Origin of the sequence: Glutamicibacter uratoxydans (assembly GCF_006539925.1) — a bacterium.
GTDB classification, from domain to species: Bacteria; Actinomycetota; Actinomycetes; order Actinomycetales; family Micrococcaceae; genus Glutamicibacter; species Glutamicibacter uratoxydans.
Genome location: NZ_BJNY01000021.1, coordinates 15,978 through 40,163 on the forward strand (window position 1 = coordinate 15,978; position 24,186 = coordinate 40,163).

At 62.6% G+C, this 24,186-nt stretch carries 26 protein-coding genes; 6 read left to right on the top strand and 20 right to left on the bottom strand.

The features are described 5' to 3' along the window. Window positions 1-32 precede the first annotated feature (32 nt). Window positions 33-434: a hypothetical protein gene (locus tag AUR04nite_RS15240; RefSeq protein ID WP_141366679.1), complete on the bottom strand. Its 402-nt coding sequence runs from the start codon at window positions 432-434 to the stop codon at window positions 33-35. Window positions 435-547: 113 nt separating this feature from the next. Here AUR04nite_RS15240 and AUR04nite_RS15245 point away from each other — a divergent pair, with 113 nt between their 5' ends. Continuing rightward, the gene (locus tag AUR04nite_RS15245; protein ID WP_170184237.1) at window positions 548-1,021 is read left to right on the top strand and encodes a QcrA and Rieske domain-containing protein; all 474 of its coding nucleotides are present in this window, start codon (window positions 548-550) and stop codon (window positions 1,019-1,021) included. Between the two features lie 71 nt (window positions 1,022-1,092). On the opposite strand, the gene AUR04nite_RS15250 is transcribed toward AUR04nite_RS15245, so the two are convergent. Further along, window positions 1,093-2,067 (bottom strand): aldo/keto reductase, encoded by a 975-nt coding sequence (locus tag AUR04nite_RS15250; RefSeq protein WP_141366683.1) that lies wholly within the window; start codon window positions 2,065-2,067, stop codon window positions 1,093-1,095. 134 nt (window positions 2,068-2,201) lie between these two features. On the opposite strand from AUR04nite_RS15250, the gene argG reads away from it, so the two are divergent. Next, window positions 2,202-3,629, top strand: a complete 1,428-nt coding sequence (gene argG, locus AUR04nite_RS15255; RefSeq protein WP_141366685.1) for an argininosuccinate synthase — start codon at window positions 2,202-2,204, stop codon at window positions 3,627-3,629. Window positions 3,630-3,723: 94 nt separating this feature from the next. Here the strand turns inward: argG and AUR04nite_RS15260 are convergent, their stop codons facing one another. The 11 genes from AUR04nite_RS15260 to AUR04nite_RS15310 all read right to left on the bottom strand — a co-directional run bounded on the left by AUR04nite_RS15260 (window position 3,724) and on the right by AUR04nite_RS15310 (window position 16,019). Beyond that, a complete protein-coding gene (locus AUR04nite_RS15260) occupies window positions 3,724-4,047 on the bottom strand; it encodes a hypothetical protein (RefSeq protein ID WP_141366687.1) in 324 nt (107 codons plus the stop codon). Beyond that, window positions 4,044-4,379, bottom strand: coding sequence for a hypothetical protein (locus AUR04nite_RS15265; RefSeq protein ID WP_141366689.1), 336 nt, complete (start codon window positions 4,377-4,379; stop codon window positions 4,044-4,046). The genes AUR04nite_RS15260 and AUR04nite_RS15265 overlap by 4 nt, the downstream gene beginning before the upstream one ends. After that, entirely contained in the window at window positions 4,376-4,885 is a 510-nt protein-coding gene (locus AUR04nite_RS15270) for a GNAT family N-acetyltransferase (protein ID WP_141366691.1), read from the bottom strand. Before AUR04nite_RS15270 ends, AUR04nite_RS15265 begins: the two co-directional genes overlap by 4 nt. Window positions 4,886-4,897: 12 nt before the next feature. Then, window positions 4,898-5,467 carry a hypothetical protein gene (locus AUR04nite_RS15275; RefSeq protein WP_141366693.1) on the bottom strand — a complete coding sequence of 190 codons (570 nt, stop codon included), beginning with the start codon at window positions 5,465-5,467 and terminating at the stop codon, window positions 4,898-4,900. A 69-nt stretch (window positions 5,468-5,536) separates the two neighbouring features. Continuing rightward, window positions 5,537-6,118: a DUF402 domain-containing protein gene (locus AUR04nite_RS15280; protein ID WP_141366695.1), complete on the bottom strand. Its 582-nt coding sequence runs from the start codon at window positions 6,116-6,118 to the stop codon at window positions 5,537-5,539. Then, window positions 6,115-8,082 (bottom strand): 1-deoxy-D-xylulose-5-phosphate synthase, encoded by a 1,968-nt coding sequence (gene dxs, locus AUR04nite_RS15285; protein ID WP_141366697.1) that lies wholly within the window; start codon window positions 8,080-8,082, stop codon window positions 6,115-6,117. Before dxs ends, AUR04nite_RS15280 begins: the two co-directional genes overlap by 4 nt. A 134-nt stretch (window positions 8,083-8,216) precedes the next feature. After that, window positions 8,217-9,086 (bottom strand): phosphotransferase, encoded by an 870-nt coding sequence (locus AUR04nite_RS15290; protein ID WP_141366699.1) that lies wholly within the window; start codon window positions 9,084-9,086, stop codon window positions 8,217-8,219. Then, a complete protein-coding gene (locus AUR04nite_RS15295; protein ID WP_141366701.1) occupies window positions 9,083-9,628 on the bottom strand; it encodes a GNAT family N-acetyltransferase in 546 nt (181 codons plus the stop codon). Before AUR04nite_RS15295 ends, AUR04nite_RS15290 begins: the two co-directional genes overlap by 4 nt. A 142-nt stretch (window positions 9,629-9,770) precedes the next feature. Next, window positions 9,771-12,476: an aconitate hydratase AcnA gene (gene acnA, locus AUR04nite_RS15300; RefSeq protein WP_170184238.1), complete on the bottom strand. Its 2,706-nt coding sequence runs from the start codon at window positions 12,474-12,476 to the stop codon at window positions 9,771-9,773. A 192-nt stretch (window positions 12,477-12,668) separates the two neighbouring features. Next, on the bottom strand, window positions 12,669-13,991 hold the full coding sequence (locus tag AUR04nite_RS15305) for a class I SAM-dependent RNA methyltransferase (RefSeq protein WP_141366705.1): 1,323 nt from the start codon (window positions 13,989-13,991) through the stop codon (window positions 12,669-12,671). Between the two features lie 6 nt (window positions 13,992-13,997). Next, window positions 13,998-16,019: an APC family permease gene (locus tag AUR04nite_RS15310; RefSeq protein ID WP_174787893.1), complete on the bottom strand. Its 2,022-nt coding sequence runs from the start codon at window positions 16,017-16,019 to the stop codon at window positions 13,998-14,000. Window positions 16,020-16,164: 145 nt separating this feature from the next. Here AUR04nite_RS15310 and AUR04nite_RS15315 point away from each other — a divergent pair, with 145 nt between their 5' ends. After that, a complete protein-coding gene (locus tag AUR04nite_RS15315; protein ID WP_141366707.1) occupies window positions 16,165-16,842 on the top strand; it encodes a potassium channel family protein in 678 nt (225 codons plus the stop codon). Window positions 16,843-16,854: 12 nt separating this feature from the next. Continuing rightward, on the top strand, window positions 16,855-17,520 hold the full coding sequence (locus AUR04nite_RS15320; RefSeq protein WP_141366709.1) for a potassium channel family protein: 666 nt from the start codon (window positions 16,855-16,857) through the stop codon (window positions 17,518-17,520). Between the two features lie 80 nt (window positions 17,521-17,600). Here the strand turns inward: AUR04nite_RS15320 and AUR04nite_RS15325 are convergent, their stop codons facing one another. The 4 genes from AUR04nite_RS15325 to dut are packed head-to-tail and all read right to left on the bottom strand — an operon-like array spanning window position 17,601 to window position 19,960. Beyond that, window positions 17,601-18,320 (bottom strand): DUF3159 domain-containing protein, encoded by a 720-nt coding sequence (locus tag AUR04nite_RS15325; protein WP_141366711.1) that lies wholly within the window; start codon window positions 18,318-18,320, stop codon window positions 17,601-17,603. 48 nt (window positions 18,321-18,368) lie between these two features. Then, window positions 18,369-18,743, bottom strand: a complete 375-nt coding sequence (locus AUR04nite_RS15330; protein ID WP_141366713.1) for a hypothetical protein — start codon at window positions 18,741-18,743, stop codon at window positions 18,369-18,371. A gap of 4 nt (window positions 18,744-18,747) precedes the next feature. Continuing rightward, window positions 18,748-19,464, bottom strand: a complete 717-nt coding sequence (locus AUR04nite_RS15335) for a DUF3710 domain-containing protein (RefSeq protein WP_141366715.1) — start codon at window positions 19,462-19,464, stop codon at window positions 18,748-18,750. A gap of 37 nt (window positions 19,465-19,501) precedes the next feature. After that, entirely contained in the window at window positions 19,502-19,960 is a 459-nt protein-coding gene (gene dut / locus AUR04nite_RS15340) for a dUTP diphosphatase (RefSeq protein WP_141366717.1), read from the bottom strand. 142 nt (window positions 19,961-20,102) lie between these two features. Between dut and AUR04nite_RS15345 the strand changes: the two genes are divergently transcribed. Next, window positions 20,103-20,645 carry a DUF3093 domain-containing protein gene (locus tag AUR04nite_RS15345; protein WP_141366719.1) on the top strand — a complete coding sequence of 181 codons (543 nt, stop codon included), beginning with the start codon at window positions 20,103-20,105 and terminating at the stop codon, window positions 20,643-20,645. Window positions 20,646-20,713: 68 nt separating this feature from the next. Here AUR04nite_RS15345 and AUR04nite_RS15350 read toward each other — a convergent pair whose 3' ends face one another. After that, the gene (locus AUR04nite_RS15350) at window positions 20,714-21,016 is read right to left on the bottom strand and encodes a DUF4193 family protein (RefSeq protein WP_218024694.1); all 303 of its coding nucleotides are present in this window, start codon (window positions 21,014-21,016) and stop codon (window positions 20,714-20,716) included. Window positions 21,017-21,243: 227 nt separating this feature from the next. Here AUR04nite_RS15350 and sepH point away from each other — a divergent pair, with 227 nt between their 5' ends. Continuing rightward, window positions 21,244-22,299, top strand: coding sequence for a septation protein SepH (gene sepH / locus AUR04nite_RS15355; protein ID WP_141366723.1), 1,056 nt, complete (start codon window positions 21,244-21,246; stop codon window positions 22,297-22,299). Between the two features lie 83 nt (window positions 22,300-22,382). Here the strand turns inward: sepH and AUR04nite_RS15360 are convergent, their stop codons facing one another. Together AUR04nite_RS15360 and AUR04nite_RS15365 are read right to left on the bottom strand one after the other, a co-directional pair. Further along, window positions 22,383-23,555, bottom strand: a complete 1,173-nt coding sequence (locus tag AUR04nite_RS15360; RefSeq protein ID WP_246055559.1) for an alkaline phosphatase family protein — start codon at window positions 23,553-23,555, stop codon at window positions 22,383-22,385. Window positions 23,556-23,564: 9 nt separating this feature from the next. Then, complete coding sequence (locus AUR04nite_RS15365; RefSeq protein WP_141366725.1) at window positions 23,565-24,152, bottom strand: DUF5998 family protein; 588 nt, start codon at window positions 24,150-24,152, stop codon at window positions 23,565-23,567. Window positions 24,153-24,186: the final 34 nt, after the last annotated feature.

Sequence of the window (24,186 nt, forward strand, 5' to 3'; positions counted from 1 at the left end):
GTGAGCGCCGCTTCATAGTTTAATTTCGATGTTCATTTGTCGCCGTTTAGTTTCCGCCGTACGTCCGCAGGCTGCTTGAAGACGAAGCCTTCCGGAGGCTTGTTGTCCACCGTCAATTCGGTGTTGGGTGTCAACGCCGAAAGGCTCTTATCTGTAAAGGCTGTGGAAGCGCCCACATCAGCCGAACCCATGACAAGGCTTCCGTAAGTCTGTCCAGCCGAGGCCATCGGCCCCACGAGATAGTGCGTCTTGTGGCGATCCTGGCCGAGAATGAGCCGAACGACAGCGGCCACCACAAAGAGCCCAGCCAAGGCCCAGTAAATCCAGGGGCCAAAGGCACGCCACGGCGAATCGTCGGGCTGAAGATTCATGAACATCAAAAAGCCCAGAACAGCTATGCCAAATGACCAGAACAAAATTCTTTTCAGGATCATGACCCCACCTTCTTCCGGTAGCTTGCAGTCTAGTCCGCTGCCACGGTTATGTCTCTCGACACTACCGCCGGCGGCTAAGCCGGAGCACAGATTGATCTGAAATAATGTGGCTCATGACTGACTTTGCCCAACCAGCTCGACGCACTTTCATGTGTGCATCTGCCGCAATCGGCTCAGCGGCCCTGCTTACCGCCTGCGGCGACGGACATTCTGAAGCGCAGACTCCTGACGCCAAGGACATTCCCACCCCCAGCGGAGAGGGCCAGGTGCTGATGAAGGCTGCAGATTTGCCAGTGGGTTCGCGTGCCGCGGCTCCGGCAAAGCACCCCAACGGCGAAAAAGCGGCTGTGCTGCTCTTCCGCAAGGATGAGAAGACTGTGCTGGCGTACTCGAACAAATGCACCCACCAAGGCTGCGCGGTTTCCCCGAAGTCCGACAAGAATGACTTCTACTGCGCCTGCCATGGATCTCGGTATGAGCCGAAGGACGGCACTGTTCTTGCCGGGCCGGCCAAGGCGGCACTAACTCGATATGCGGCCGAAATCAAGGGCAAAGATATCGTCGTTTACGTCACCGACGAATCCTAGATACTGCAAAGAACAACGACTCCAGGCAAGAACCAAACGGTTTCTGCCTGGAGCCGTTTCGCACCCCGTCGCTAAAAAAGGGCGATTTTCTGCGCCGGAGGGAAGATCTGGTCCAGCTGTTCGAGCTCTTCGCCGGTGGGCACCCAGCGCACAGAACGTGCGTTGGCGGCGACCTGCTCGGGGCGCGTAGCTCCAGCGATGACCGAGGCGACCGGCTGTTGGGCCGCCAGCCAGGAAAAGGCAAGTTCGGCGGGGGTCAGCGATCGCTGCGCGGCAAAGTCCGCGAAGGCTGAGAGCTGTTCGAAGTTGCTCTCCTGCACAAGGTGCTGTCGGGAGTGAGTCAACCTGCTGCCGACAGGCGCCTTGCCTAGGGAGTATTTTCCGGTGAGCAGGCCATTGGCCAAGGGAAAGTAGGGCAAGACGCCGAGGCCAAATTCCTTCGCCGCCGGAAGCACCTCCAGCTCGGCGCGGCGGTCCAGCAGGTTGTAGTGGTTCTGCGCGGAAATGAACTTTTCCGTGCCGAGCTCCTTGGCAACATAGTGCGCCTGGGCAATCTGCCAGCCAGCCCTGTTGGAATGCCCGATATACCGCACCTTGCCACTGGTCACCAGATCATCGAGGGCCCGCAGGGTTTCATCGATTGGAGTCAATGGATCTGGCGTATGGAATTGGTAGAGGTCGATATGATCGGTTCCCAAACGGGCCAATGAGCTTTCCACCGATTTGACGATGTAGCGCCGCGAGCCCCTCGCCTGATAATCAGGCCCGTTGGCGCCCTTCATGTCCATGCCGAATTTTGTGGCAAGCACGATGTCTTCACGGGCCGAGCCAAGCGCCTTGCCCAGCCGCTCTTCAGACAACCCCGGTTCGCGGCCGTAGGTGTCGGCCACGTCGAAGAAGGTAATGCCTGCATCCAGTGCGGCGTGAATCACCGCATTGGTGCCTTCTTGAGATTCGGTGGCGGTCCCGGCGCGCCCCAGGTTGTTGCATCCCAATCCAACCACCGAAACTTGCAGGCCGCTGCGGCCTAGCTGGCGAAATTCCATGGGCTTCCCTTCTTAGCATTGATGCGAAGTTCTTCGCTCTGTGTACTTCTCCCCTAGGCTATCTGTTAGGTCTTAGTGCAAAGAATTTTCTCCAAAATTCACTACTATGCATATTTATCCATTAGGATGGAAACATGTCTAAAGTTCTTACCAATCTTCCAGTAGGCGAGCGCGTAGGTATCGCGTTCTCCGGCGGCCTCGACACCTCCGTCGCAGTAGCTTGGATGCGCCACAACGGCGCCATCCCGTACACCTACACCGGCGATCTCGGCCAGTACGACGAACCGGATATCGACGCCGTTCCGGGGCGCGCACTGGAGTACGGAGCCGAGGCTTCGCGTCTGGTCGACTGCAAGCCAGGCCTGGTCGAAGAAGGCTTCGCCGCCCTGGCCTGCGGCGCCTTCCACATCCGCTCCGGCGGAAAGTCCTACTTCAACACCACCCCTCTGGGCCGTGTTGTCACCGGCACCCTGCTGGTTCGCGCCATGCGTGAAGACGGCGTGGACGTGTGGGGCGACGGTTCGACCTACAAGGGCAACGACATCGAGCGCTTCTACCGCTACGGCCTCATGGCCAACCCGAAGCTGCGCATCTACAAGCCTTGGCTTGACCCGCAGTTCGTGTCAGAGCTCGGCGGCCGCCAGGAAATGAGCGAGTGGATGGTGGCCCACGGCTTCCCTTACCGCGACTCCGCCGAAAAGGCCTACTCCACCGACGCCAACATCTGGGGCGCCACGCACGAGGCAAAGACCCTGGAGCTGCTAAACAGCTCGATCGAAAACGTCGAGCCGATCATGGGCGTGAAGTACTGGGACGAGAACGTAGAGATCAAGTCTGAGGACGTCTCCGTGACCTTCTCCGCAGGCCGCCCGGTAGCGATCAACGGCAAGGAATACGTTGACCCGGTTGCCTTGGTCAACGAGGCGAACATCATCGGCGGACGCCACGGCCTGGGCATGAGCGACCAGATCGAGAACCGCATCATCGAAGCCAAGTCCCGCGGCATCTACGAAGCTCCGGGCATGGCACTGCTGTTCATCGCCTACGAGCGCCTGGTCAACGCGATCCACAACGAAGACACCGTGGCCAGCTACCACAACGAGGGCCGCAAGCTGGGCCGCCTGATGTACGAAGGCCGCTGGCTGGACCCACAGGCCCTGATGCTGCGCGAGTCCCTGCAGCGCTGGGTTGGCTCGGCCATCACCGGCACCGTCACCATCCGCCTGCGCCGCGGCGACGACTACACGATCGTCGACACCACCGGCGAGAACCTCAGCTACCACCCGGACAAGCTGTCCATGGAACGCGTGGGCGATGCCGCCTTCGGTCCGGTGGACCGCATTGGCCAGCTGACCATGCGCAACCTGGACATTGCCGATTCCCGCGGCCGTCTGGAGCAGTACGCGGCCATGGGCCTGGTTGGCGGCACCACCGCCAAGCTGGTCGGCTCGCTGGAAGCAGGTGGAGCCAATGCGATTGTCGACGCCACCCCGGTAGACAGCGACGAGCTGGCCACCGACCGCGCCAATGAGGCTGCGGCCTTCGACGCCGGCACCGACTAGTCTCCAGCCGGATGCACGAATGTCCTCAGGGAATAATCTTCCCTGAGGACATTTTTGTTGTGATTTTCCAGTTCAAGATTTCACGGCTTGGCTCCTAGCCGCGAAGCGCCGGCTCCCAGCCGTTCAAGGCGGCCAGCGACTGCAGCGCCATGATGAAGCCCACCAAAGCCAGGAATCTGAGTGCCCCGTGAATCAGGGCACCCCATCTGGTTTCCTTGTCCGGCAGCGTGAAGCTTTCCTCGGCCAACCACGTCACCAGCGTGATGAGCGTGCCGATCAAGGCGATCTGCTCTTCTGGAAGGCGCATGACCCGGGCTAATCCGAGGCCCAGCCCAATGCCTGCCGCCATTTGCGCCAGAAGCAGCGCATAGCGGCGCAGCGTTTGGCGCCTCGGCTTGTTGGCGGCTGGTGCGCTCATCCTTCGATCAGTGCCATCAGCGGCGCCACCGCGATGGTGAAGCCGACCAGCGAGACCAGCCTGAGCGCCAGTCGAATACGAGCGCCGGTGATGCTCATAGCATCGGGAAGCCTGAACCCCTGCTCGACGATCCAGGCCGCAATGGCCACCAGCACGCCGGCCAGGGCCAGCTTGGCCGGCATCACCCCGGCAAACAACGACGTGATGCCGATGCCGATAATGACACCGACGCACGCTTGAAATACCAGATGCAATGGAACGCGGGTGGCTCCGATGCGTGTGCCTTTGCGCTGTGCACCAGGGGTCTCGTCCCGGTCTTCTTGTGGAATCATTGGTCCTTTATTTCTATTGTGAAAGTTCGAGAGCCGGCGGAAGCGTCGGACGACTGCAGCTCGCGCCGGAAGAGGATGCCTTCTCCCCCGCTGAATTCCACCGTGCCGAACCGGGCCGCCCGCGCCTGTTCGACAAATCCCAGGGAACGCTGCAGCGCAATCGAGGCCGCATTGCGCGAATTGACCACGCAATAGGCATCGGTTGCCCGTTCCGCCACCCAGGCAAGCCGCGCGCGAGACAGCCGATGTGCTAAACCCAGGCCCTGGTAGTTCGGAGCCACTTCGACGCCGCCCAAGTAAAAACCTGCGGACGCCAACGGGTCCTGCGGATCCCAATAGTGTGCTCGCGCCCAGGCGACCACTCCGGTTTCTGCCGAGCTGATGACCAGCCGGCATTCGCCGCCGCGCCAAAGCCCTGGATTGCATGTTCTGCCCAGGGACCGGGACAAGGCGGCCACGCTCGGGAAGTCTGCCTCGACCAGGTCCCTGATGCTCAACAGCGGCATGCCAACAGGCTTCTAGTTCAGGCTAAATGGCTTGGCCGGCAGCGGGTGGGCCATGCGAGCGTTGTCGATGGAGTCATAAGCCGCTGTGGCAATGCTCATCTTGGTGAAGTCGAGCTTCGCCTCGCGGATGCACACCTTGATGGCGTTCACTGCGAGCTTCGGCGCAGGCGAGAGAATGCGGATGTTCAGCTTTCGGTTGCCGAAATCGCTGGATTCAACGGTGCCCAGGCCGCGCCACGCCAGGTGGCCGGTCAAGGCTTCGACCGCCTTCTTTTCCAGATAGTGGTCGCGCTCGGTGCCTTCGGCGGTCTTCAGCGCATACTGCACGATGACCCACGACTGGTCTTCATTGGCGATTTCTGCGTAGCCTTCAGCGGTGCAGGTCTCCACGAAGCCGGCGAAGAGCTCATCGGCGCGGTCGGCGGTCACATCCAGAACCTCATTGGTCTTGGACATGTGGCCCACTGCGCCGTGGTTAATGACGAACTGGCCCAATTCCTCGTCGTCGAACTGCTGGAACCATGCTTCGCGGAACTGCAGTTCGTTCTTCTCGTTGAGTCGGTAGGTGCGGATAATTGCCATCTTTTTCCCCTCGGATTAGGTGGTCCTGATGTATGGAAAGTTTTCTTTAGTGCTTGAGGACCCAGCGGCCTAGAGCTCGCGGGCTTTGGCCAGCCAGAGCTCCCGGTGCGCATGGCTGAACGGCTCGCGGTCAGCTTCGACTTGCGCCAACAGCGCCAGGCTTTCCGCGCTGACCTGTTCAATGAGATCCGACGGATAGTTCATGCTGTGGGAATGCTCGCGGAACTCGTCTTCGTCCTCCAGGAAGGTTCCCCGGCTGTGGGACCTGATGACGTCCAGGTCGAGGTCTATGGAATTGACCTCCCAGGCCCCGCGCTTCATCTGCTGCCAGCCGATGCTGCTGGCAAGGTCGATATACACGTCGAAGTCTTCCACCGGGTCGTTGTACAGCGTGGCGACCCACTGCCCTTCGTGCGGGATCAAGCACAAGGCGTCGCAGGGGGCGAGATGAGCCGTCGACGGACGGGCGATTAAGGATCCGGCCGGCTGGTGGATCCAGTGGCCATACTGGTCCTGGCCCAAATAGAATCCCGGGACCACCCAGTGGGCGGCGCCATTGTATTTCCAAGCGCGGGCGACGACGAGGGCTCCGAACTGCGGGTTTTCCGGTTCTCTGGGCAGTCCTGCCGGGCAGCCCAACTGTGCGCTCACAGCTTGGGGATCTGTCCGGTAGGCAGTTCCTGACCCGGCAGCGGACGGGCAAAGGGAACCTTGGTTCCCAGTACCTGTGCCAGCGTATCCCGGGCTACCTGCTGGGCGGTGAGCCCCACGCGTTCCATGACCTGCTCGCGGGATCCATGCGTCAGGAACGAGGTGGGCAGTCCCACTTCGTTCAGCGCGGTGTCCACTCCTGCAGCGCGCATCTCGGTGCGCAGGCGCGAACCGACGCCGCCGGCGCGTACGCCGTCTTCGATGCACACCACGATCCGGTGGCGGGCGGCCAGGGAAATCACGGATTGAGGCATCGGCAGAACCCAGCGCGGATCGATGACGGTCACCGAAACCCCCTGGCTGTTCAGCCGCTGGGCCACATCCAGCGACAGCTCACTCATGGCGCCCACGGAGATGATCAGGACATCCGGTGCCGAGCGGTCTCCCAGGCGTGCCAGGACGTCGACGCCGTCAGGCAGCCGGTCAATGGCGGCGACTTCCTCACCGACCGAGCCCTTGGAGAAACGCACCACGGTAGGGGCGTCGGTGACGTCCATGGATTCGCGCAGTTCTTCGCGCAGCCGGGTGGCATCGCGCGGCGCGGCCAGGCGCAGGTTGGGCACGATCTGGGTCAACGCCATGTCCCACATGCCGTGGTGGCTGGCGCCGTCCGGGCCGGTCACCCCTGCCCGGTCCAGGACAATGGTCACACCGGCCTTGTGCAGGGCCACGTCCATCAGCAGCTGGTCGAAGGCGCGGTTGAGGAAGGTTGCATAGACGCACACGACCGGGTGCAGCCCGCCGTAGGCAAGTCCGGCGGCGGTGGTCATGGCATGCTGTTCGGCAATGCCCACATCGATCACGCGCTCCGGGTGGGCTTCGGACATCTTCTTCAAGCCCACCGGCAGCAGCATGGCTCCGGTGATCGCCACGACGTCTTCGCGTTCATCGGCGATCTTGGCAATTTCATCGCCGAAGACGCTGGTCCAGCTTTGGGCGCTGGAGGTGGAGATCGGCTTGCCGGTGGCCGGGTCGATGACGCCCACCGCGTGGAACTGGTCATCCTCATCTGCCAGCGCAGGGGCGTAGCCGTGGCCCTTTTCGGTCAGGGTGTGCACCAGCACCGGGCCGCCGTACTGCTTGGCCTGTTGCAGCGCTTCTTCCACCGCGGCAAGGTTGTGCCCGTCGATCGGCCCGATGTATTTGATGCCGAGGTCTTCAAAGAGCCCCTGCGGAGCCCACCAGTCCTTGATGCCCTTCTTGGTTGCATGCAGCGACTTGTAGGTGAAGCTTCCGACCGGACCGGAGTCCTTGAGCTTGTCCTTGAGCTTGTCCATGGCGTTCTCATAGGCCGGGTGGGTGCGGACCTTGTCCAGCTGCTGGCGAAGACCCGAAAGCTGATTGGCTAGGCCGCCGATGGTCGGGGCATAGGAGCGGCCGTTGTCGTTGACCACGATGATTGCCTTGCGGTCCTTGTCTCCGGCGATGTTGTTCGCCGCTTCCCAGGCCATGCCGCCGGTCAGGGCACCGTCGCCGACCAAGGCGACGGCATAGCGGTCGTCGAACCCGCGCAGCTTGTTGGCGCGGGAAATTCCGTCCACCCAGGACAGGGACGAGGAGGCGTGGGAGGACTCGACAATGTCGTGTTCCGATTCGCCGCGGTCCGGGTAGCCTGACAGGCCGTCCTGCTGGCGCAGCGTCTGGAAGTCTTGGCGTCCGGTCACCAGCTTGTGGACATAGGACTGGTGGCCGGTGTCGAAGACGATGGAGTCTTTGGGAGATTCGAAGACCCGGTGGATGGCAAGGGTCAGCTCGACCACGCCGAGATTCGGCCCCAGATGGCCGCCGGTGCGGGCCACATTGGCGATGAGAAATGCGCGGATTTCTTCTGCGAGTTCAGTCAGCTGTTTCAGGGTGAGCGCCCGAAGGTCGCTTGGTTTCTTTATGGTCTCTAGTAAAGACACAGTCATCCCCTTCACATGTTTGCCGAACTTCGGCACAGCAAGCTGGTGCGAAACACTAATTCTATCCCGCGCCAAACCACTTCTATTATCCGCCACCACACCGGTAGTTGCGAATCTAGCCCAAATGAGATTCGCTACGGTTGAATCCCAAACATCTCCAACGCTTCGGCCAGCATCCGGTGGCCCTGCTCCTCAAATTCTTCTGCACCCATAGAGTAGGCCCATACCGCGGTGCCTATCGCCTCCTGCAGATACAGCAGCGGCCAGTCCCTTGGCGAGCGAGGATCTGTTCCATAGCCTGCGAAGAACGCGGCTTCCAGATCTGGGCGCCCCTTCCACTGCTGGGAAGCCAGCCGAACCAGGTCTGTGGCGGCAGGGCGGAATTCGAAGCGGCCAAAATCGATGACCCGCAGTTTTCCTGCATCGGTGAGCCAGTTGCGCGGCTGCCAGTCGCCATGAGTAGGCACCAGCATGGCCGCCTGCGGAGAAAAGCTGTCCAGGCAGTGCGCTATTGCTTGTTCAGTCGGCGCAGGGATGCGGTGCTCCCGGCCCAGAACCTGCCGGCATTTGGCGATCAGCCGCGCCTCGTAGCCTTCATCCACCCGGCTGTGGCCATCGTGCAGAATTTTCAGCGCTATGCCGGCTTGATGGTGGATGGCCTGGTCGGTGGATGCAGGGGTCTTATCGGCAAGCACGCCGGGCAGGTAATCCAGCAGCATGAGACGCTGCGACCGGGAAAAGGCGATCAGCGGTGCACAGTAGCCGGCGGCCACCATCGCGGCGGTATGTCCGCGATGGGCCTGCAGCTCCCTGTCGAAATGGTGGTTGGCTTCGCCTGCGCTTTTGAGGATGAACCTGCGGCCACCGGACTCCATCTGGAGTACCAGGGTGTCGGTCTCGTGCCAGGAGAGATCCGCTTCCAGCCGGGCCCCGGGCTGCCAAACGTGCAGGCAGCGCAGCTGGCCTTCGGTTAGGAAGTTGTCGAGGTTCTCCGGTTCACTCATTCGCTTTCCTTGCCGCTGGATAGATCCTTCGTATGCTGGAAGCACAGCATGGACTGCCCATAGACTTCCTCGGTCAGGCCCTGTGATGCCATGCCCAGCCGCTCGCAGACCTTGATCGAGGCGTTGTTCAACGGGTCGACGAAGGCAGAAAGTGTAGTGATGCCGCGGCTGTGCGCATAGTCGATCACAGCCTGGGCTGCTTCAACCGCGTAGCCGCGGCCCTGAGCGTCAGGATGCAGGTGCCATCCGATCTCAATAGTTTCAGCTCCATCGACACTCGGGGTCCCCACGGGCTTGCACAACAGGTTGCCTGCTAATTCTCCGGAGCCGCGGATTTCAATGGCCCAGATTCCCTGTCCGGGCGCATCCACTGCCCGTCGGCGCACTATCGATGCCCGGGCTTCCTCAAGGCTTGCCATGACTCGGGATTCACTTCCCAGATACCTTACGGTTTCCGGCAGGGATTCGAGGCTGAACAGGAAATCTGCATCGGCCTGTTCCCAAGCCCGCAGCATAAGCCTGCGTGTAGCCAGTACTTTCATGCTTCGGCAAGCTCCATTCCATATGCTGTGCGGGTAAATGTTGATCCTAGCAAAACACCTTTTAATACAGTGGAGCCCAAGTCCTTTCGGACTTGGGCTCCACTGCTGTTCCAGTGATGAACAACTTTCCTAGGCGTGAACCTTAGTTAGCTGCTGCGATCTGACGCAGAACGTACTGCAGGATGCCGCCGTTGCGGTAGTAGTCGGCTTCACCTGGGGTGTCGATGCGCAGAACTGCGTCGAACTCAGTGACCTTGCCGTCTTCAGCGGTGGCGGTGACCTTCAGGGTTCCCGGGGTGACACCGTTGTTCAGTTCGGTGACGCCGGAGACTGCGAAGGTTTCGGTGCCTGCAAGACCCAGGGTGTCGGCGGATTCGCCTTCTGGGAACTGCAGTGGCAGAACGCCCATGCCGATCAGATTCGAGCGGTGGATGCGCTCGAAGGACTCTGCGATGACAGCCTTGACGCCCAGCAGTGCGGTGCCCTTGGCAGCCCAGTCGCGCGAGGAGCCCGAACCGTATTCCTTGCCGCCCAAGACGACCAGCGGGGTGCCGGCTTCCTTGTAGTTCATGGCAGCGTCGTACACGTACGACTGTGGAGCGCCGTCCTGGGTGAAGTCGCGGGTGAAGCCACCCTCGACGCCGTCCAGCAGCTGGTTCTTGATGCGGATGTTCGCGAAGGTGCCGCGGATCATGACTTCGTGGTTGCCACGGCGTGAGCCGTAGGAGTTGAAGTCCTTGCGGTCTACGCCGTTCTCGATCAGGTAGCGGCCAGCCGGGGTTTCCGACTTGAACGAACCTGCAGGCGAGATGTGGTCGGTGGTGACCGAGTCGCCCAGCTTGAGCAGAACGCGGGCGCCGTTGATGTCCTCAACAGGCTGTGGTTCTGCGGTCATGCCGTCGAAGTACGGTGCCTTGCGAGCGTAGGTGGACTTCTCGTCCCACTCGAAGGTGTCGCCCTCTGGGGTCTGCAGCGCCTTCCAGCGTGCGTCGCCCTCGAAGACTCCGTCGTAGCCCTTGGCGAACATGTCCTTGTCGATCGAGGAGTCGATGATCTCCTGAACCTCGACAGGCGATGGCCAGATGTCCTTCAGGAAGACATCGTTGCCCTCAGCGTCCTGGCCCAGTGCGTCGGTCTCAAAGTCAAAGTCCATGGTGCCTGCCAGTGCGTAAGCGATGACCAGCGGCGGGGAAGCCAGGTAGTTCATCTTCACGTCTGGGTTGATGCGGCCTTCGAAGTTGCGGTTGCCGGAGAGCACCGCGGTGGCGGCCAGGTCGTTGGCCTGGATTGCCTCGGAGATCTCCGCATCCAGTGGACCGGAGTTGCCGATGCAAGTGGTGCAGCCGTAGCCCACGACGAAGAAGCCGAGCTTCTCCAGGGAAGGCAGCAGACCCGACTTCTCGTAGTACTCGGTGACAACCTTCGAGCCTGGGGCGACCGAAGTCTTCACCCATGGCTTGGACTGCAGGCCCTTGTCAGCTGCGTTGCGTGCAAGCACTGCGGCGGCGAGCATGACCGAAGGGTTGGAGGTGTTGGTGCACGAGGTGATCGAAGCGATCGATACCAGGCCATGGTCGATGGTGAAGGTATCTTCGCCGCGGGTAACCTCAACTGCGGTCGATGGACGTCCGACACCCTGGGTGTCCTCGTTGTTCGACACGTAGTTGTACAGGTCCTTGCGGAACTGCTCCTTGGCACTGGACAGCTCGATGCGGTCCTGCGGGCGCTTCGGGCCGGCGATCGATGGAACGACGGTGGACAGGTCCAGCTCGAGGTACTCGCTGAAGCGGATCTCGCGCTCCGGGTTGTGCCACATGCCCTGTTCCTTGGCGTAGGCCTCAACCAGGGCGACGTTCTCATCCGAGCGGCCGGTCAGGCGCAGGTAGTCCAAGGTGACATCGTCAATTGGGAACATCGCTGCGGTCGAACCGAACTCTGGGGACATGTTGCCGATGGTGGCGCGGTTTGCCAGCGGCACCTCAGCGACGCCCTCGCCGTAGAATTCAACGAACTTGCCCACAACACCGTGCTTGCGCAGCATTTCGGTGATGGTCAGCACCACGTCGGTTGCGGTGGCGCCGGCCGGGATCGAGCCGGAGAGCTTGAAGCCGACAACGCGTGGGATCAGCATGGAGACTGGCTGGCCGAGCATTGCTGCCTCGGCCTCGATGCCGCCAACGCCCCAGCCCAGCACGCCCAGGCCGTTGACCATGGTGGTGTGCGAGTCGGTGCCCACGCAGGTGTCTGGGTAGGCGCGCACAACGCCGTCGACTTCGCGGGTCATGATGGTGCGTGCCAGGTACTCGATGTTGACCTGGTGCACGATGCCGGTTCCCGGTGGGACGACCTTGAAGTCGTCAAACGCGGTCTGGCCCCAGCGCAGGAACTGGTAGCGCTCGCCATTGCGCTGGTACTCGATCTCCATATTGCGCTCGACAGCGCCTTCGAAGCCGAAGGTGTCGATCTGGACCGAGTGGTCGATGACCATTTCGGCAGGTGCCAATGGGTTCACGCGGGTTGGGTCGCCGCCCAAGTCCTTGACGGCTTCGCGCATGGTTGCCAGGTCGACAACACATGGAACGCCGGTGAAGTCCTGCATGATGACACGAGCTGGGGTGAACTGGATTTCGGTGTTCGGCTGCGCCGAAGCATCCCACTGGCCCAGTGCCTTGATGTGCTCGCCGGTGACGTTCGCGCCGTCCTCGGTGCGAAGCAGGTTCTCAAGCAGAACCTTAAGGCTGTAAGGAAGGCTGTCTGAGCCTTCGACCTTATTCAGTCGGTAAATTTCGTATTCGGTTCCATTGACGTCAAGTACGCCCTTGGCACCGAAGCTGTCCACATTGCTCACGTGGGACTCCTCTCGCCAGACACTCATTCTGTTGCACTCGCACGATCACATTCCAGTTAGGAGTCCCTAACTGAGTTGCTCATGATCGTGTTGTTGCAGAGCTAAAAAACAGTCTATCGCCATCACGCGGAAAAAGGCCGGTCGGAAATAAATTTCGGCCAAATTCGTGTCCAAACGGACAAAAAGATCGGTTTAACGGCGCACGAACAGGGCCACGGACTCCATATGGTGGGTGTGCGGGTACAAATCGTGAATCTCCACGTGCGCTAATTCGTAGCCGCGCGCGGTCAATCGGCTCACGTCGCGGGCGAAAGATGCCGGGTCGCAGGACACGTAACAAATCCGCTGCACCGCGCTGGAGGCCAACTCGGCCGCCACGCTCTTGTCAATTCCGGCACGCGGCGGGTCAAGCACCACGGCGTCGAGGGCCGCATCGCGCGCCACCTGGCGCAGCACCCTTTCAACCCGTCCGCGGATCACCGTGGCCTGGGAAATCCCGCGCAGGTTCTTCTTCGCATCGGCGTGGGTGCCCGGTGCTCCCTCGATCGAGAACACGCGGCCTTCCTGACCCACGGCCCGGGCCAAAGGAAGTGAGAACAGCCCGGCGCCGGCATAGAGGTCTGCAATCTGTTCGCCGGGCTGGGGCTTAGCCAGTTCCAGCACGCGCTCGCTCAACGTGGCGGCGGCGGCGCGGTGCACCTGCCAGAAGCCTTCTCCGGTAATGCGGAATTCTTCGCCAAGCACTTCCTCGCTCAGCCAGCTGCGTCCTGCGATGGCCTGCAGCGCGCCGCGCCCATCGGCCGCCGAGCCGCCGGATTGGCTGAAGGCTGCGACGTTGACGCCTTCGGGTAACTGGCGCGCCACGCGCTTGGCAGCCCCGGGACGTGCCTCTGCCAGCAGGATCAGCACCGTGGCGTCGTCCTTGCTGGATACCGCTGCCTCAACCCGGTCGATGCCCGTGTAGTCCACGCCATACAGGCCCGTAGCTTCAATGGCCGGGTGCGCCAGCGGCATCTGGCTGATGGCGGTGAGCTTATTGCTCCTGAACCCGCTCATCGCCAGCCGACCTTCAGGATCCACCGAATAGGACATGCGGGTGCGCCAGCCAAGGCCATCTTCCCGGCCCAGTGCGAACTGCACCTGCGGGAAATTGTTCTCTTCGGCGTTCAGCCCGCCCAGGCGGGTGAGCTGTTCGGCAAAGACCCTGGCCTTCAGCTCGCGCTGGAATGGCAGTGAAATGTGGCCGAATTCGGCCCCGCCCACCGGGTCGCGGTGCGCCAGCGCGTCGGCGGGCTCCCAGAAATGCGGCACCCGGTGCTCGCTGGGCTCCAGCACCTCGGCCACATCGCCGCGCCAGAACTTCGCGCTCTCTTCGTTTTCGGTCAGGCGCACGCGCACCACTTCGCCGGGTACGCCGTGGCGGACGAAGATGACCCGGCCGTCGTGGCGCGCCACGGTGTGTCCGCCGTGGGCAATGGGGCCCAGGTCGAGGGTCAGGAGGTTGGATTCTGTCACGGTGGTTCAGTCCTTTGGCAAAGTATGCGGTTCGCGGTGGCCCGAGGATTCCTCGGTCGGGGCCCCGCCCAAAACGTTTTTGGCGCTGAGCAGGCGCCAGGGGACGGAGGCGATGAGCACTCCCGGCTCGTAGTGCAGACGGTTCTTCACGCGCAGCGCCGTCTGGTTGTGCACCAGCTGCTCCCACCAGCTGCCCACCACATATTCGGGGATGTACACGACGATCAGATCGCGCGGGGATTCGCGCTTGATGGAGCGGATATGGGAGATCAGCGCCCCGGGGATGTCGCGGTAGGGGGAAGCCAGCGCCGTGATCGGCACCGGGATCTTCAGCCGCTCCCAGTCAGCCAGCGTGCGTTCGGTCTTCTCCGCTTCCACGTCCACGATGATCGCCTCCAGCTTCGAGGGGCGGCTGGCCCGGGCGAAGGCCAGTGCGCGCAGCACCGGCTTGCGCACGGTGGAGACCAGCACCAGCGCGTGCACGCGCGAGGGCAGCGCGGTGGCCTGCCCGCCGTCGTCGTCGATGGACAATTCCGCATCCACCTGCTGGTAGTGGCGGTGCAGCGATTCCATGATGAGCATCAGCACCACGATGCCCAGCACCGCCAGCCACGCGCCGTGGATGAAGCGGGTGGCCAGCACCACCAGCAGCACCAGCCCGGAGAGCACCAGGCCCACCAGGTTCAGCAGGCGCTGGCGCAGCATCGAGACGCGGATCCGGCGGTCCGCCACCGGCACCAGCTCGCGCTGCCAGTGCTTGAGCATGGCTAGCTGGCTGAGGGTGAAGGAGACGAACACGCCCACCACATACAGCTGGATCAGCATGGTGACATCTCCCCCGAAGAGCAGCACCAGCAGCACCGCGGCGACGCCCAGGGACAGGATGCCGTTGGAGAAGCCCAGCCGGTCGCCTCGGGTGCGCAGCTGGCGTGGCAGGAATCCGTCGGTGGCCAGTTGGCTGGCCAGCGACGGGAAGGAGTTGAATGCCTGGTTGCCCGCCAGCAGCAGCACCATGATGGTCAGCGCTGAGACGATGACGGTGCCCAGATAGAACTGCCCAAACACCGCCTGCGCCAGCTGGCCGAGCACCGGAACCTGCACATAGTCCTCGGGGATCGGCTGGCCGTGCAGCATCAGCGAAGACTGCGGGTCAGCCACCACCTTGATGCCGGTGGCCTTGGCGAGCATCAGGGTGCCCAGGGTCAGCACGCCCGAGAGCAGGCCTAGGACCAGCAGGATCCGCCCGGCGTTCTTCGCGCGCGGGCGAGAAAGCTGCTGGACATTGGAGATCGGCACCTCGATGCCGGTCAGCGCCGCCGAGCCGGTGGAGAAGGCGCGCAGGATCAGCAGCGCCCCGACCATGCCCTGGATGCCGGTGGAGAACTCGGCATCGGGGATGATGGTGAACTGCGCACTGGGGGCCAAGCCCAGATGCCCGGTGGCGGCCATCACCCCGCCGATGGCGATCAGCGCGAGCATGCCGAAGGCGAAGAGGTAGACCGGAATGGCCAGGGACCAGCGGCCCTGGGCCGGTCCGCGCAGGTTGCCGACCACCAGCACGACGACGATCCCGGCGGCCACCAGCGCGCGGTACTCCCCCAGCACCGGGAAGATGCCCGTCAGGTACTGGGCCGCCGAGGAGCTGGACACGGCGACCGTGAGCACGAAGTCGACCAGCAGCGCCGCCGCCACTGCGGTGCCCGGGCGCGCCCCGAGGTTCTTGCTCACGATCTCGTAGTCGCCGCCGCCGGAAGGATAGGCCCGCACCGACTGGCGGTAGGAGAGCACCAGCACCACCAGCACCAGCAGCACCGCTACGCCGACATAGGGCGAAAGCATGGTCGCCGCCACGCCGGCCATGGCCAGGGTCAGCAAGATCTCATCCGGAGCGTAGGCCAGGGATGACAGGGCGCTGGAGGAGAAAATCGGCAAGGCGATGCGCGGCGGGAGCGGCTTCTTTTTCAGCTGTTCGGTGCTGAAAGGCCGACCCACCAGAATGCGTTTCAGACCATCAAATAATGCGGGCACCTCACTACGTTATCGCAGGCGCGGTGCGACATGGCCACCGCAAGTCAATCTGCCATCAGGCTCAACAGCGCTATTGTTGCTTTCAGGCGCCGTGCATCGGCGCCCGGTAGATCTGTTCCTAGAGCTTGCACCCGAGGAGTTTTTGGTGGCGCACTTTGTGATCATGGGTTGTGGACGCGTCGGCGTGGCCCTGGCCCATACACTGGATGCTGCGGGTCATTCCGTGGCGATCATCGACCAGGACCCGGAGGCCTTCCGCCGGCTCAGCGATGACTTCTCCGGCTCCCGGGTCACCGGGCTGGGCTTCGACAAGGACACCCTGGTCCAGGCAAAGATCGATGAGGCCTACGCCTTTGCTGCGGTCTCCAGCGGCGACAACTCGAATATTCTCGCCACCCGCGTGGCCCGCGAAACCTACAACGTGCCCAATGTCGTGGCGCGCATCTACGACCCGGGGCGCGCAGAAATCTACCAGCGCCTGGGCATCCCCACGGTGGCGGCGGTGCGCTGGAGCACCGACCAGGTGCTGCGGCGCATCCTTCCCGACTACTCCATGCGCGGGGACTTCCGCGAGCCCTCGGGGCGCCTGGTGCTCACCGAGGTGGCGCTGCACCGCGACTGGTACGGGCGCCTGGTGCGAGAGATCGAAGCCGCCGCCGGGGTGCGCGTGGCCTATCTGACCCGTTTCGGCGAAGGCGTCATCCCGGTGAACCGCACCCGACTGCAGGGCGGGGACCTCATCCACGTGATGATGCGGCTTGACCAAAGCCAGGACGTTGAAAAGATCCTTGCCAGCCCGCCAAAGCCAACCCCAGTCGATTAGAAGGAGCACAACGTGAAGGTAATGATTGCCGGAGCCGGCTCGGTGGGATCCTCGATTGCCCGCGAACTGGTAGCCAATTCCCATGAGGTGCTGTTGGTCGACACGAAAGCGGAGATGGCGCGCCGATCAGATCTTGAAGGCGTCAAATGGCTGATCGGCGATGCCTGCGAACTGGCGGTGCTGCAGCGGGTGGGGCTTGAAGACTACGACGTGGTGGTCTCCGCCACCGGCGACGACAAGGTCAATCTGGTCGTCTCACTGCTGGCCAAGAGCGAATTCGGGGTGCGCCGTACCGTGGGCCGCGTGAACAACCCCAAGAACGAGTGGATGTTCGACGACGCCTGGGGCGTAGACGTGGCGGTCAGCACCCCGCGCCTGATGACGGCGCTGGTGGAAGAAGCGGTGGAGGTCGGCGACCTGGTGCGCCTGCTGACCCTGAAGTCCGGCGAGGTCTACATGGTCGAGTTCACCGTCCCGCATGATTCAGGGCTGATCGGCCGAACCATCGGGCGCATCCCTTGGCCCACCGAATGCACGCTCATGGCGGTGGTGCGCGACAAGACCCCGTTCCCGCCCAGCGACGACGACGTCATCGAAGGCGGCGACGAGATCTTCTTCATCACCACCCCGGGGGCGGAGCAGCTACTGCGCCGCACCCTGCAGGGCTCCAGCCGCTAAGCGGCGCAGCGCAAAAAATGCTTCTGCCCGGCCCCGAATTTTTCGGGGCCCGGCAGAAGCATTTTTCCAAGGTTTGCCGGCTAGGACTGCGCTGGCTGCTCGGGCTCAGTCGCGGCGCCCTGCACCGGGCGCGAGACCAGCCAAGCGAACCACAGGCCCACCGCATACAGCGGAACGCCCATCAACGCCCTTGCCACGCCCAGGGACACCACCTGGTCGGCAAAGTACATCGGCAGCTGCACTACCAGGCGCAGCGCGAACACCGCGCAGATCAGCCAGGTGGCAATGCTGTAGCGGCGCAGCCTGTCCGGCTGGGCGCGCCAGGACACCGACTCATTGCGGATGAATCCGAACAGCAGCCCGATCAGCGGCCACTTGACGAAGATTGAGGCCATCAGCGCCATCAGGTATCCGCCGCTGATGAAAAAGCCGGGAACGTAGTAGTCCCGCGCATTGCCTGAGGTGCGGGCCACCAGCGCGCAGATCAGGATTCCCACCAACCCGGAAATGGACTGCAGCAGCGTCGACCTGGTGGCAAGGCGCCAGACCATGAACACCACGCCCAGCGCAATGGAGGAAATCAGCGCCCAGGACAGCTGCGAGGTAAACGCATAGACGATCACGAAGACAAAGCCCGGCACCACCGTTTCAAGGATGCCGCGCACTCCCCCGACGGTGGAGAGCACGTCGATGCCGCCGTCGGCGTTCTGCGCAACCTTTGAGTTGGCGCTGATTGCTTCGGCGAAGCTCGGCCTGCGCTCAGGCTGGGCATCCGGGGACTTCGTGGGTTCTTCGTTCACTGTGTTTCTCGCTTCTGCCCCGCGGGGCGTGAGTGCAGCTGGTCAGGCTCAGCCTCGGGCCACTGGGACGATGATGTATCTGGGGTTGTAGATCGTGGGGATCTGCTCCACCGGAGCGACCATGCCCGAGTATTCGATTTTCACTCCCGGCCGGATGCCCGGCACAGATTTCTGCCCCATGAACCGCAGCCGGATGTGCGGCACCGTGCCGCGCGGGGCGCGCATGGAACTCGGCTGGTCCACCACATCTGCGCTGAGCTGCGGCGCGCTGCCCGGAGCCGAATAGCTCACCGACTGGATATAGCCGACGTGCTCGATCCGGCCCTTTTCGGGCAGCTGCGCCAGTGATGCCAGGCGCGTATGCACCCGCCTGGCATCGGTGCCGGTGATCTTGGGTGACACCGGCTGGTATTTGCTGGGCATTCAACTAGCCGATCTGGGTGATTTCCGGACCGCGCTCGGGACGCTGCGGCGCCTGGGTTTCTTCCTGTTCCGGCTCGGCAGGACGTGCCTGGGCGTTAGTTGGAACGCTCAGCGGCAGCAGCTCCTGTGGAGGCAGCGGCTTGTCGCCGCGGTTCACGATCACCGAACGAAGCAGGTCGTCGATGGTCTTCGCGGCCTCTTCATCGCCAATGGCCGCTCCGCCGATCACCGCGCGCAGGAACCAGCGGGGGCCGTCGATGCCGACAAAGCGCAACGCTACGTGGCCGGCGCGGCCGTCGGGCAGCTGCTGCGGCACCTGGGCCAGCAGCTCCTGGCCGTATTCGCCGTCGCGCTGATAAATTTCGCCGTTCTGGCTCTTGATGTCTTCCTTGATCTTGTCGCTGATGCCAGGCCACAGCGAGGTGGACTTGGAGGCCGAGAAGGCCATCAGCTGCACGCGGGATTCGGCGATTTCCAAGGACACCGCAACCACGCGCTGGTTCGACTGCTCGACGTCCATGCGGACCTTCAATCCGATCACCGGCTTGACCAAGATGGAGCCGAAATCAAGGTAGTCGTCGGTATTTTCGACGTCCTTGTAGTCGAAGGGACCGTTCAGCTGGCGTTTGCCGGTGGCTTCTTCTTCCGCGCCGGCAGCCTGTTCGAGGTCAGCTGGCTCGGCCGCAGGGTGGTCCTGCGCCTTTTTACGCTTGAAAATCATGTTTTCCTTAGAAAAATCGTCGTAGTACCAAGAGTACTTAGTTCGCGCCGAATCCGCCGGTCGACCCGAAGCCGCCGGCACCGCGGGCCGAATCATCCAGGGAGTCCACCTGGATGAAGGCCGCCTGCTCGACTTTCTGGATGACCAACTGGGCGATCCTGTCGCCGCGGGTGATCGTGAACGGCTGCTGCGCATCGGTGTTGAGCAGGGTGACCATAATCTCTCCGCGGTATCCGGCATCCACGGTGCCCGGTGCGTTGACTACCGTGATGCCGTGCTTGGTCGCCAGGCCGCTGCGCGGGTGGACCAGGCCGACATACCCGTGGGGCAGGGCCAAGGCAATGCCCGTAGGAACCAGGGCGCGCTGCCCCGGCTCAAGCACCAACGAGGTCCGTGCATGCAGGTCAGCACCGGCATCCGAAGGGTGCGCATAGCTGGGCACCGGCAGGTCTTCATCAAGCATCTTGATCGAAATCTTGACTGTAGGCTCACTCATCGTCTTTAGATAGTCCTCGTGGATCATTCGTAAGGTTGCTGGATTCAGCTTTTGCTGGAGATAACTCTATCGCGGCGCATCCAGGCAGGAGACCAAGACCCAAAGATTCTACGACTCGTAAAACATTGCATAGACTGTAGCCATGAGTAATACCAGCCCAGAGGCTTCCAACGTTCTTTTCCAAGAGAAGATCTGGCCATCCTTCAGTTCGTGGATGTGGCCAGTTCTCATTTCAGCTACTGGTGGTATTGCTTTTGCACCGATCAACACCGCCCTGGGCTACACCGTGGGCATCGTCCTGCTGATCGCCTTGGCAGTGATCATGATCCTGCGGGTGCCGAGCATCGAGATCACCAGCGACACGGTCTCCGTCGGCCGGGCCAGCATTGAACGCAAGTACATCGGGCAGGTCGTCGGCTACCGCGGCGAAGAGGCATTCAAACAGCGCGGCCAGAAGCTGCACGGCTTGGCCTACATGCTGCTGCGCGGCTATCTGGATGCGGTGGTCAAGCTGGAAGTCGTTGACGAGCGGGACACCACCCCTTACTGGCTGGTCTCGACCCGCCGTCCGGAAGAATTCACCGCGGCTCTGGGCGGAGTCATGTATGAATTCACCGACGAAGCGCAGGAAGCGGCGCAGCGGGAAGCCGGCAATGACGAACACCACGAAGAACAGACCGACTAGATATAGATGAAGCCGAGCCAGCTGGCTCGGCTTCATCTATATCTCCTGGTTTCCCGAAGGCTTTGAACTCAGCCTTCGCACTCGGTGCAGAATTTCTGCCCTCCCTCTTCCCGGGCGAGCTGTGAACGGTGGCGCACCATAAAGCAGGCGGCGCAGGTGAACTCGTCGGCCTGCTCCGGCACAATGTCGATATTTGCTTCCTCGGCGGCTGCCTCGCCACCGGGAAGGACATACTCCTCCGCCAGGGCCCGTTCGCTTTCGTCAACAAGGTTGGCCATCGCCGCGGTTTTGCCCTGCTTCAACGCCGCGATCTCGCGAGCGCGCTGCGGGTCGTCCAGAGTTGAGCCTGCGGCGGCAGAATCCAAAGCCATAGTCTGTAGTTGCTCTTTCCTGAAGAAAAACATGGATGGAAAGCCTGCTGGTCACAGAAAACTTTCCGGCTAGCAGTATAACCACCAATCATGGCAGATCCTTCCCGCGCACGGTCCGCGGACGCAACTTGACCATGAATCTTGCGCCACGCCCCGCCGGGTGGTAGGAAAATAGGCTCGCAAGTGGCAGAGTTTTACACAGTAAGTGAACTGTGTGGAGGGTAGTAATGCGTCAGCTGAGACTCGTGGGAATTCATGAAAATGGTTCCAGTTTGCAGGTCAGCAGCGACGACGGGATGAGTTTCGAACTGCCCGTTGACGATGCACTGCGCAGCGCCATGTCCGAAATCGCCCGTTCCAGGGCCCCGCGCAACCGCGAAGAGTCCTCCGTGCACTCGCCGCGCGAAATCCAGGCCCGCGTCCGCGCCGGCGCGTCGGCCTATGAGCTGTCCTTGGAATGGGACATGCCCATCGAGGCGATCGTCAAGTACGAGGGCCCGGTGCTGGCTGAACGCGAGCACATCGCAGAGCTGGCGCGCAGGGTGGAAGTATCCGGTCCGCAGACCGATGCAGAATACCGCGAAGTCTTCGGCGAGGAGCCTGCCGACTTGGGCGCCATGGTCGAGCACCGCCTGCACCAATTGAACATCGACGCTGCAAGCGCCCGCTGGAATTCGTGGAAGGATCCCGAAGGCCAGTGGATCGTCACTGTGGAATTCGACTCGCCGCTGCCGGCGGAGAACGTGGAGTCGCTGGACAACGACGCCTCCCAGAGCGAAAACATCGCCCGCTGGGCGTTCACCCCTTCGCGGCGCAGCCTGAAGAACCTGAACCGCTGGGCGCAGACCCTCAGCGAGCAGGTGGCCCCCGAATACTTTCGACCAGTTTCAGCGCTCTCGCAGGTAGAGAACGAGCCGGCCGCCCCGGCGGCTCCGGAGCCTGACGAGACCGAAGAGCTCATTTCGCTGCTCAACGCCCGCCGCGGCCAGCGCAACAAGGACACCGATCCGAAGCTTGAGGCCCGCTACAACGAAATCATCGAGCGCGGGATGAGCAAGTACGAGTCCGAAGAGGACGAGTCGCTGCCGCACCTGCCCCAGGGCATTTCACCGCGCACCTCGCAGCTGGTCGTAGTGGCGGACTCCGAGTCCGGCGCGCCCGAGGCTTCCAAGTCCGATGCGGAGCAGCACGACGACGGCGCGGCCCGCAAGGCCAAGCGCTCGTCGGTGCCCAGCTGGGATGACATCATGTTCGGCAAGCGCAAAAAGGACACCGATTCCTAGCCTGCGGACAACATCATACGACTGAGGGTGGCCTCGCCGAGTTCGGCGGCGCCACCCTCATCTGTTCTCGGTGCTCCAGGCCCCTAGGCAGTGCGGTGCTTGATCAGCGGGACATAGCGCTCAGCGGCGGTCAGCGAACCGTGCTGCCCCACCATCTCGAAGGCCATCGGCTTGACCCTCCGCCCGTCATAGAGGGCAATGGGCTCGGCGGCGAGAATCATCAGATCCCCCAAGCGCTGGGCGTGCTTGTCGCTGATCGAGCCAAAGTAGCCCATTTCGATCGCTTCGTCGCGGCTGAGCACCCAGGCCTTGGACCCATAGGCTTGCTGCCAGGCCTCGCGGACTGCTTGGCGTGTGGCATCGCTGGCTTCCGGGGAGAATGTCAGCTGGACCCCGCGCGGCTCCCCGCTGGTCAGTTCCACCGAGTCGATCAGTTCCGGCTGGGTGCTGTAGTCGATGCGCTGCGAGGCGGGGATGTCCACCATGCCGTGGTCTCCGGTGATCAGCACCGTGGTCTGCTCTGGCAGCTTTGATACGAGGTTCTTCACCACGTAGTCCAGCTCTTCGAGGGTTCCGCGCCACTGCTCGGAGTCGACGCCGAACTTGTGCCCGGCCTTATCCAGCTCGTTGAAGTAGACGTAGACCAGCGCGTTGCGGTGCTTGGCAAAAATTTCGGCGGCAGCCCGCGAACGGGCGGTAGCCTGCTGAGCGGCCACGAACTTCGGTCCGCGCAGCGCCGCCTTGGTCAGCGCGGAATGCGCGAACTGGGAAATCGAGACGGTGCCCACATGGATCCCGTGCTCGGCTACCTGCTCAAACACTGTAGGCTGCTGCTGCCAGAGATAGGGGTCGAGATCGCCCGGCCAGCCTCCGAGCTGGTTCACCACCCGGCGCCTTACAGGGTCCACCACGTCATAACCGACCATGCCGTGCACTCCGGGGGCTACGCCGGTGGCCAGGCTGCTGAGCGAGGTGGCGGTGGTGGAAGGGAATCCGGTGCCGATCTTCTGGGCCGCCCCAAAGTGCGAACGCAGGAAGGGTGCGTGGCCGATATGCGACTTGAGCTGGTTCCAGCCCAACCCGTCGATGAGGATCACCACCACCCTTTTGGTCGCTTCGAGACCCAGCGGATTCTCAAATCCGGGCACGCCCAGGGCATGGGCCGCCGAAGGCAGCACCTCGCTGAGCGTGGACACTCCGTAGTCCGGAGCGGCCGGAATATTCTGGGATGGGACTGGCAGCTGCCGCGAAGTCACGTCGCGGCCCTAGCTGATCGTTGCCAGGCGCAGGCGGACAGCGAATTCGCGGGCCTTGTCCACCGCATTTTGGCCGTCGGCTTCCGCGCTGACGCGCAGCACCAGGTCCTCGGGCTGCGAGGTGCCGTTCAGCCCGTGGTCGGCATCGCACTGCGGATCCCCGCAGCTGGCGGGAGCCAAGTCGATGCGCTTGGTTCCGTCCCAGGACAGGCCGAAGGTCAATTCACGCACCGGATCGCTGCTGGAATAGTGCTGCGGCTGGTGGTAGACGAAGCTGGTGGCCACGGATTCGATGCGCGAAAGGCCAATCATCTCCACCGAGACCTGGGCCATGACGTCCTTGCCGTGGTCGTCGAGCTGCTGGTCGTCCACGTGCACGATGAACAACACCTTCTCGCTGCGCACCATCACAGTGATGTGGCGGTGGACTTCGGTGTGGTCGAAGTGAGTCTCCAGATGCAAAAGATGGTCAACCACCGGCTGGTCCAGCATTGCTTCGGCAAGCACGTCTTGGACCATTTGCGGGTAGAAGCCGGCGCGGACCAAATCATGCTGGAGTTCAGCGCCGGCAGTCGTCGAATAAGTTGCAGAGCTCATGGCTCAATTCTACCCAGTGAACGCCGCCGCCAGT

What these genes read in the sequence shown, in the direction of transcription:
- AUR04nite_RS15240 (WP_141366679.1), bottom strand. Translation starts at nt 434, where the DNA reads ATGATCCTGAAAAGAATTTTGTTCTGGTCATTTGGCATAGCTGTTCTG.
- AUR04nite_RS15245 (WP_170184237.1), top strand. Translation starts at nt 548, where the DNA reads ATGACTGACTTTGCCCAACCAGCTCGACGCACTTTCATGTGTGCATCT.
- AUR04nite_RS15250 (WP_141366683.1), bottom strand. Translation starts at nt 2,067, where the DNA reads ATGGAATTTCGCCAGCTAGGCCGCAGCGGCCTGCAAGTTTCGGTGGTT.
- argG (WP_141366685.1), top strand. Translation starts at nt 2,202, where the DNA reads ATGTCTAAAGTTCTTACCAATCTTCCAGTAGGCGAGCGCGTAGGTATC.
- AUR04nite_RS15260 (WP_141366687.1), bottom strand. Translation starts at nt 4,047, where the DNA reads ATGAGCGCACCAGCCGCCAACAAGCCGAGGCGCCAAACGCTGCGCCGC.
- AUR04nite_RS15265 (WP_141366689.1), bottom strand. Translation starts at nt 4,379, where the DNA reads ATGATTCCACAAGAAGACCGGGACGAGACCCCTGGTGCACAGCGCAAA.
- AUR04nite_RS15270 (WP_141366691.1), bottom strand. Translation starts at nt 4,885, where the DNA reads ATGCCGCTGTTGAGCATCAGGGACCTGGTCGAGGCAGACTTCCCGAGC.
- AUR04nite_RS15275 (WP_141366693.1), bottom strand. Translation starts at nt 5,467, where the DNA reads ATGGCAATTATCCGCACCTACCGACTCAACGAGAAGAACGAACTGCAG.
- AUR04nite_RS15290 (WP_141366699.1), bottom strand. Translation starts at nt 9,086, where the DNA reads ATGAGTGAACCGGAGAACCTCGACAACTTCCTAACCGAAGGCCAGCTG.
- AUR04nite_RS15295 (WP_141366701.1), bottom strand. Translation starts at nt 9,628, where the DNA reads ATGAAAGTACTGGCTACACGCAGGCTTATGCTGCGGGCTTGGGAACAG.
- AUR04nite_RS15330 (WP_141366713.1), bottom strand. Translation starts at nt 18,743, where the DNA reads ATGCCCAGCAAATACCAGCCGGTGTCACCCAAGATCACCGGCACCGAT.
- AUR04nite_RS15335 (WP_141366715.1), bottom strand. Translation starts at nt 19,464, where the DNA reads ATGATTTTCAAGCGTAAAAAGGCGCAGGACCACCCTGCGGCCGAGCCA.
- dut (WP_141366717.1), bottom strand. Translation starts at nt 19,960, where the DNA reads ATGAGTGAGCCTACAGTCAAGATTTCGATCAAGATGCTTGATGAAGAC.
- AUR04nite_RS15345 (WP_141366719.1), top strand. Translation starts at nt 20,103, where the DNA reads ATGAGTAATACCAGCCCAGAGGCTTCCAACGTTCTTTTCCAAGAGAAG.
- AUR04nite_RS15350 (WP_218024694.1), bottom strand. Translation starts at nt 21,016, where the DNA reads ATGGCTTTGGATTCTGCCGCCGCAGGCTCAACTCTGGACGACCCGCAG.
- sepH (WP_141366723.1), top strand. Translation starts at nt 21,244, where the DNA reads ATGCGTCAGCTGAGACTCGTGGGAATTCATGAAAATGGTTCCAGTTTG.
- AUR04nite_RS15365 (WP_141366725.1), bottom strand. Translation starts at nt 24,152, where the DNA reads ATGAGCTCTGCAACTTATTCGACGACTGCCGGCGCTGAACTCCAGCAT.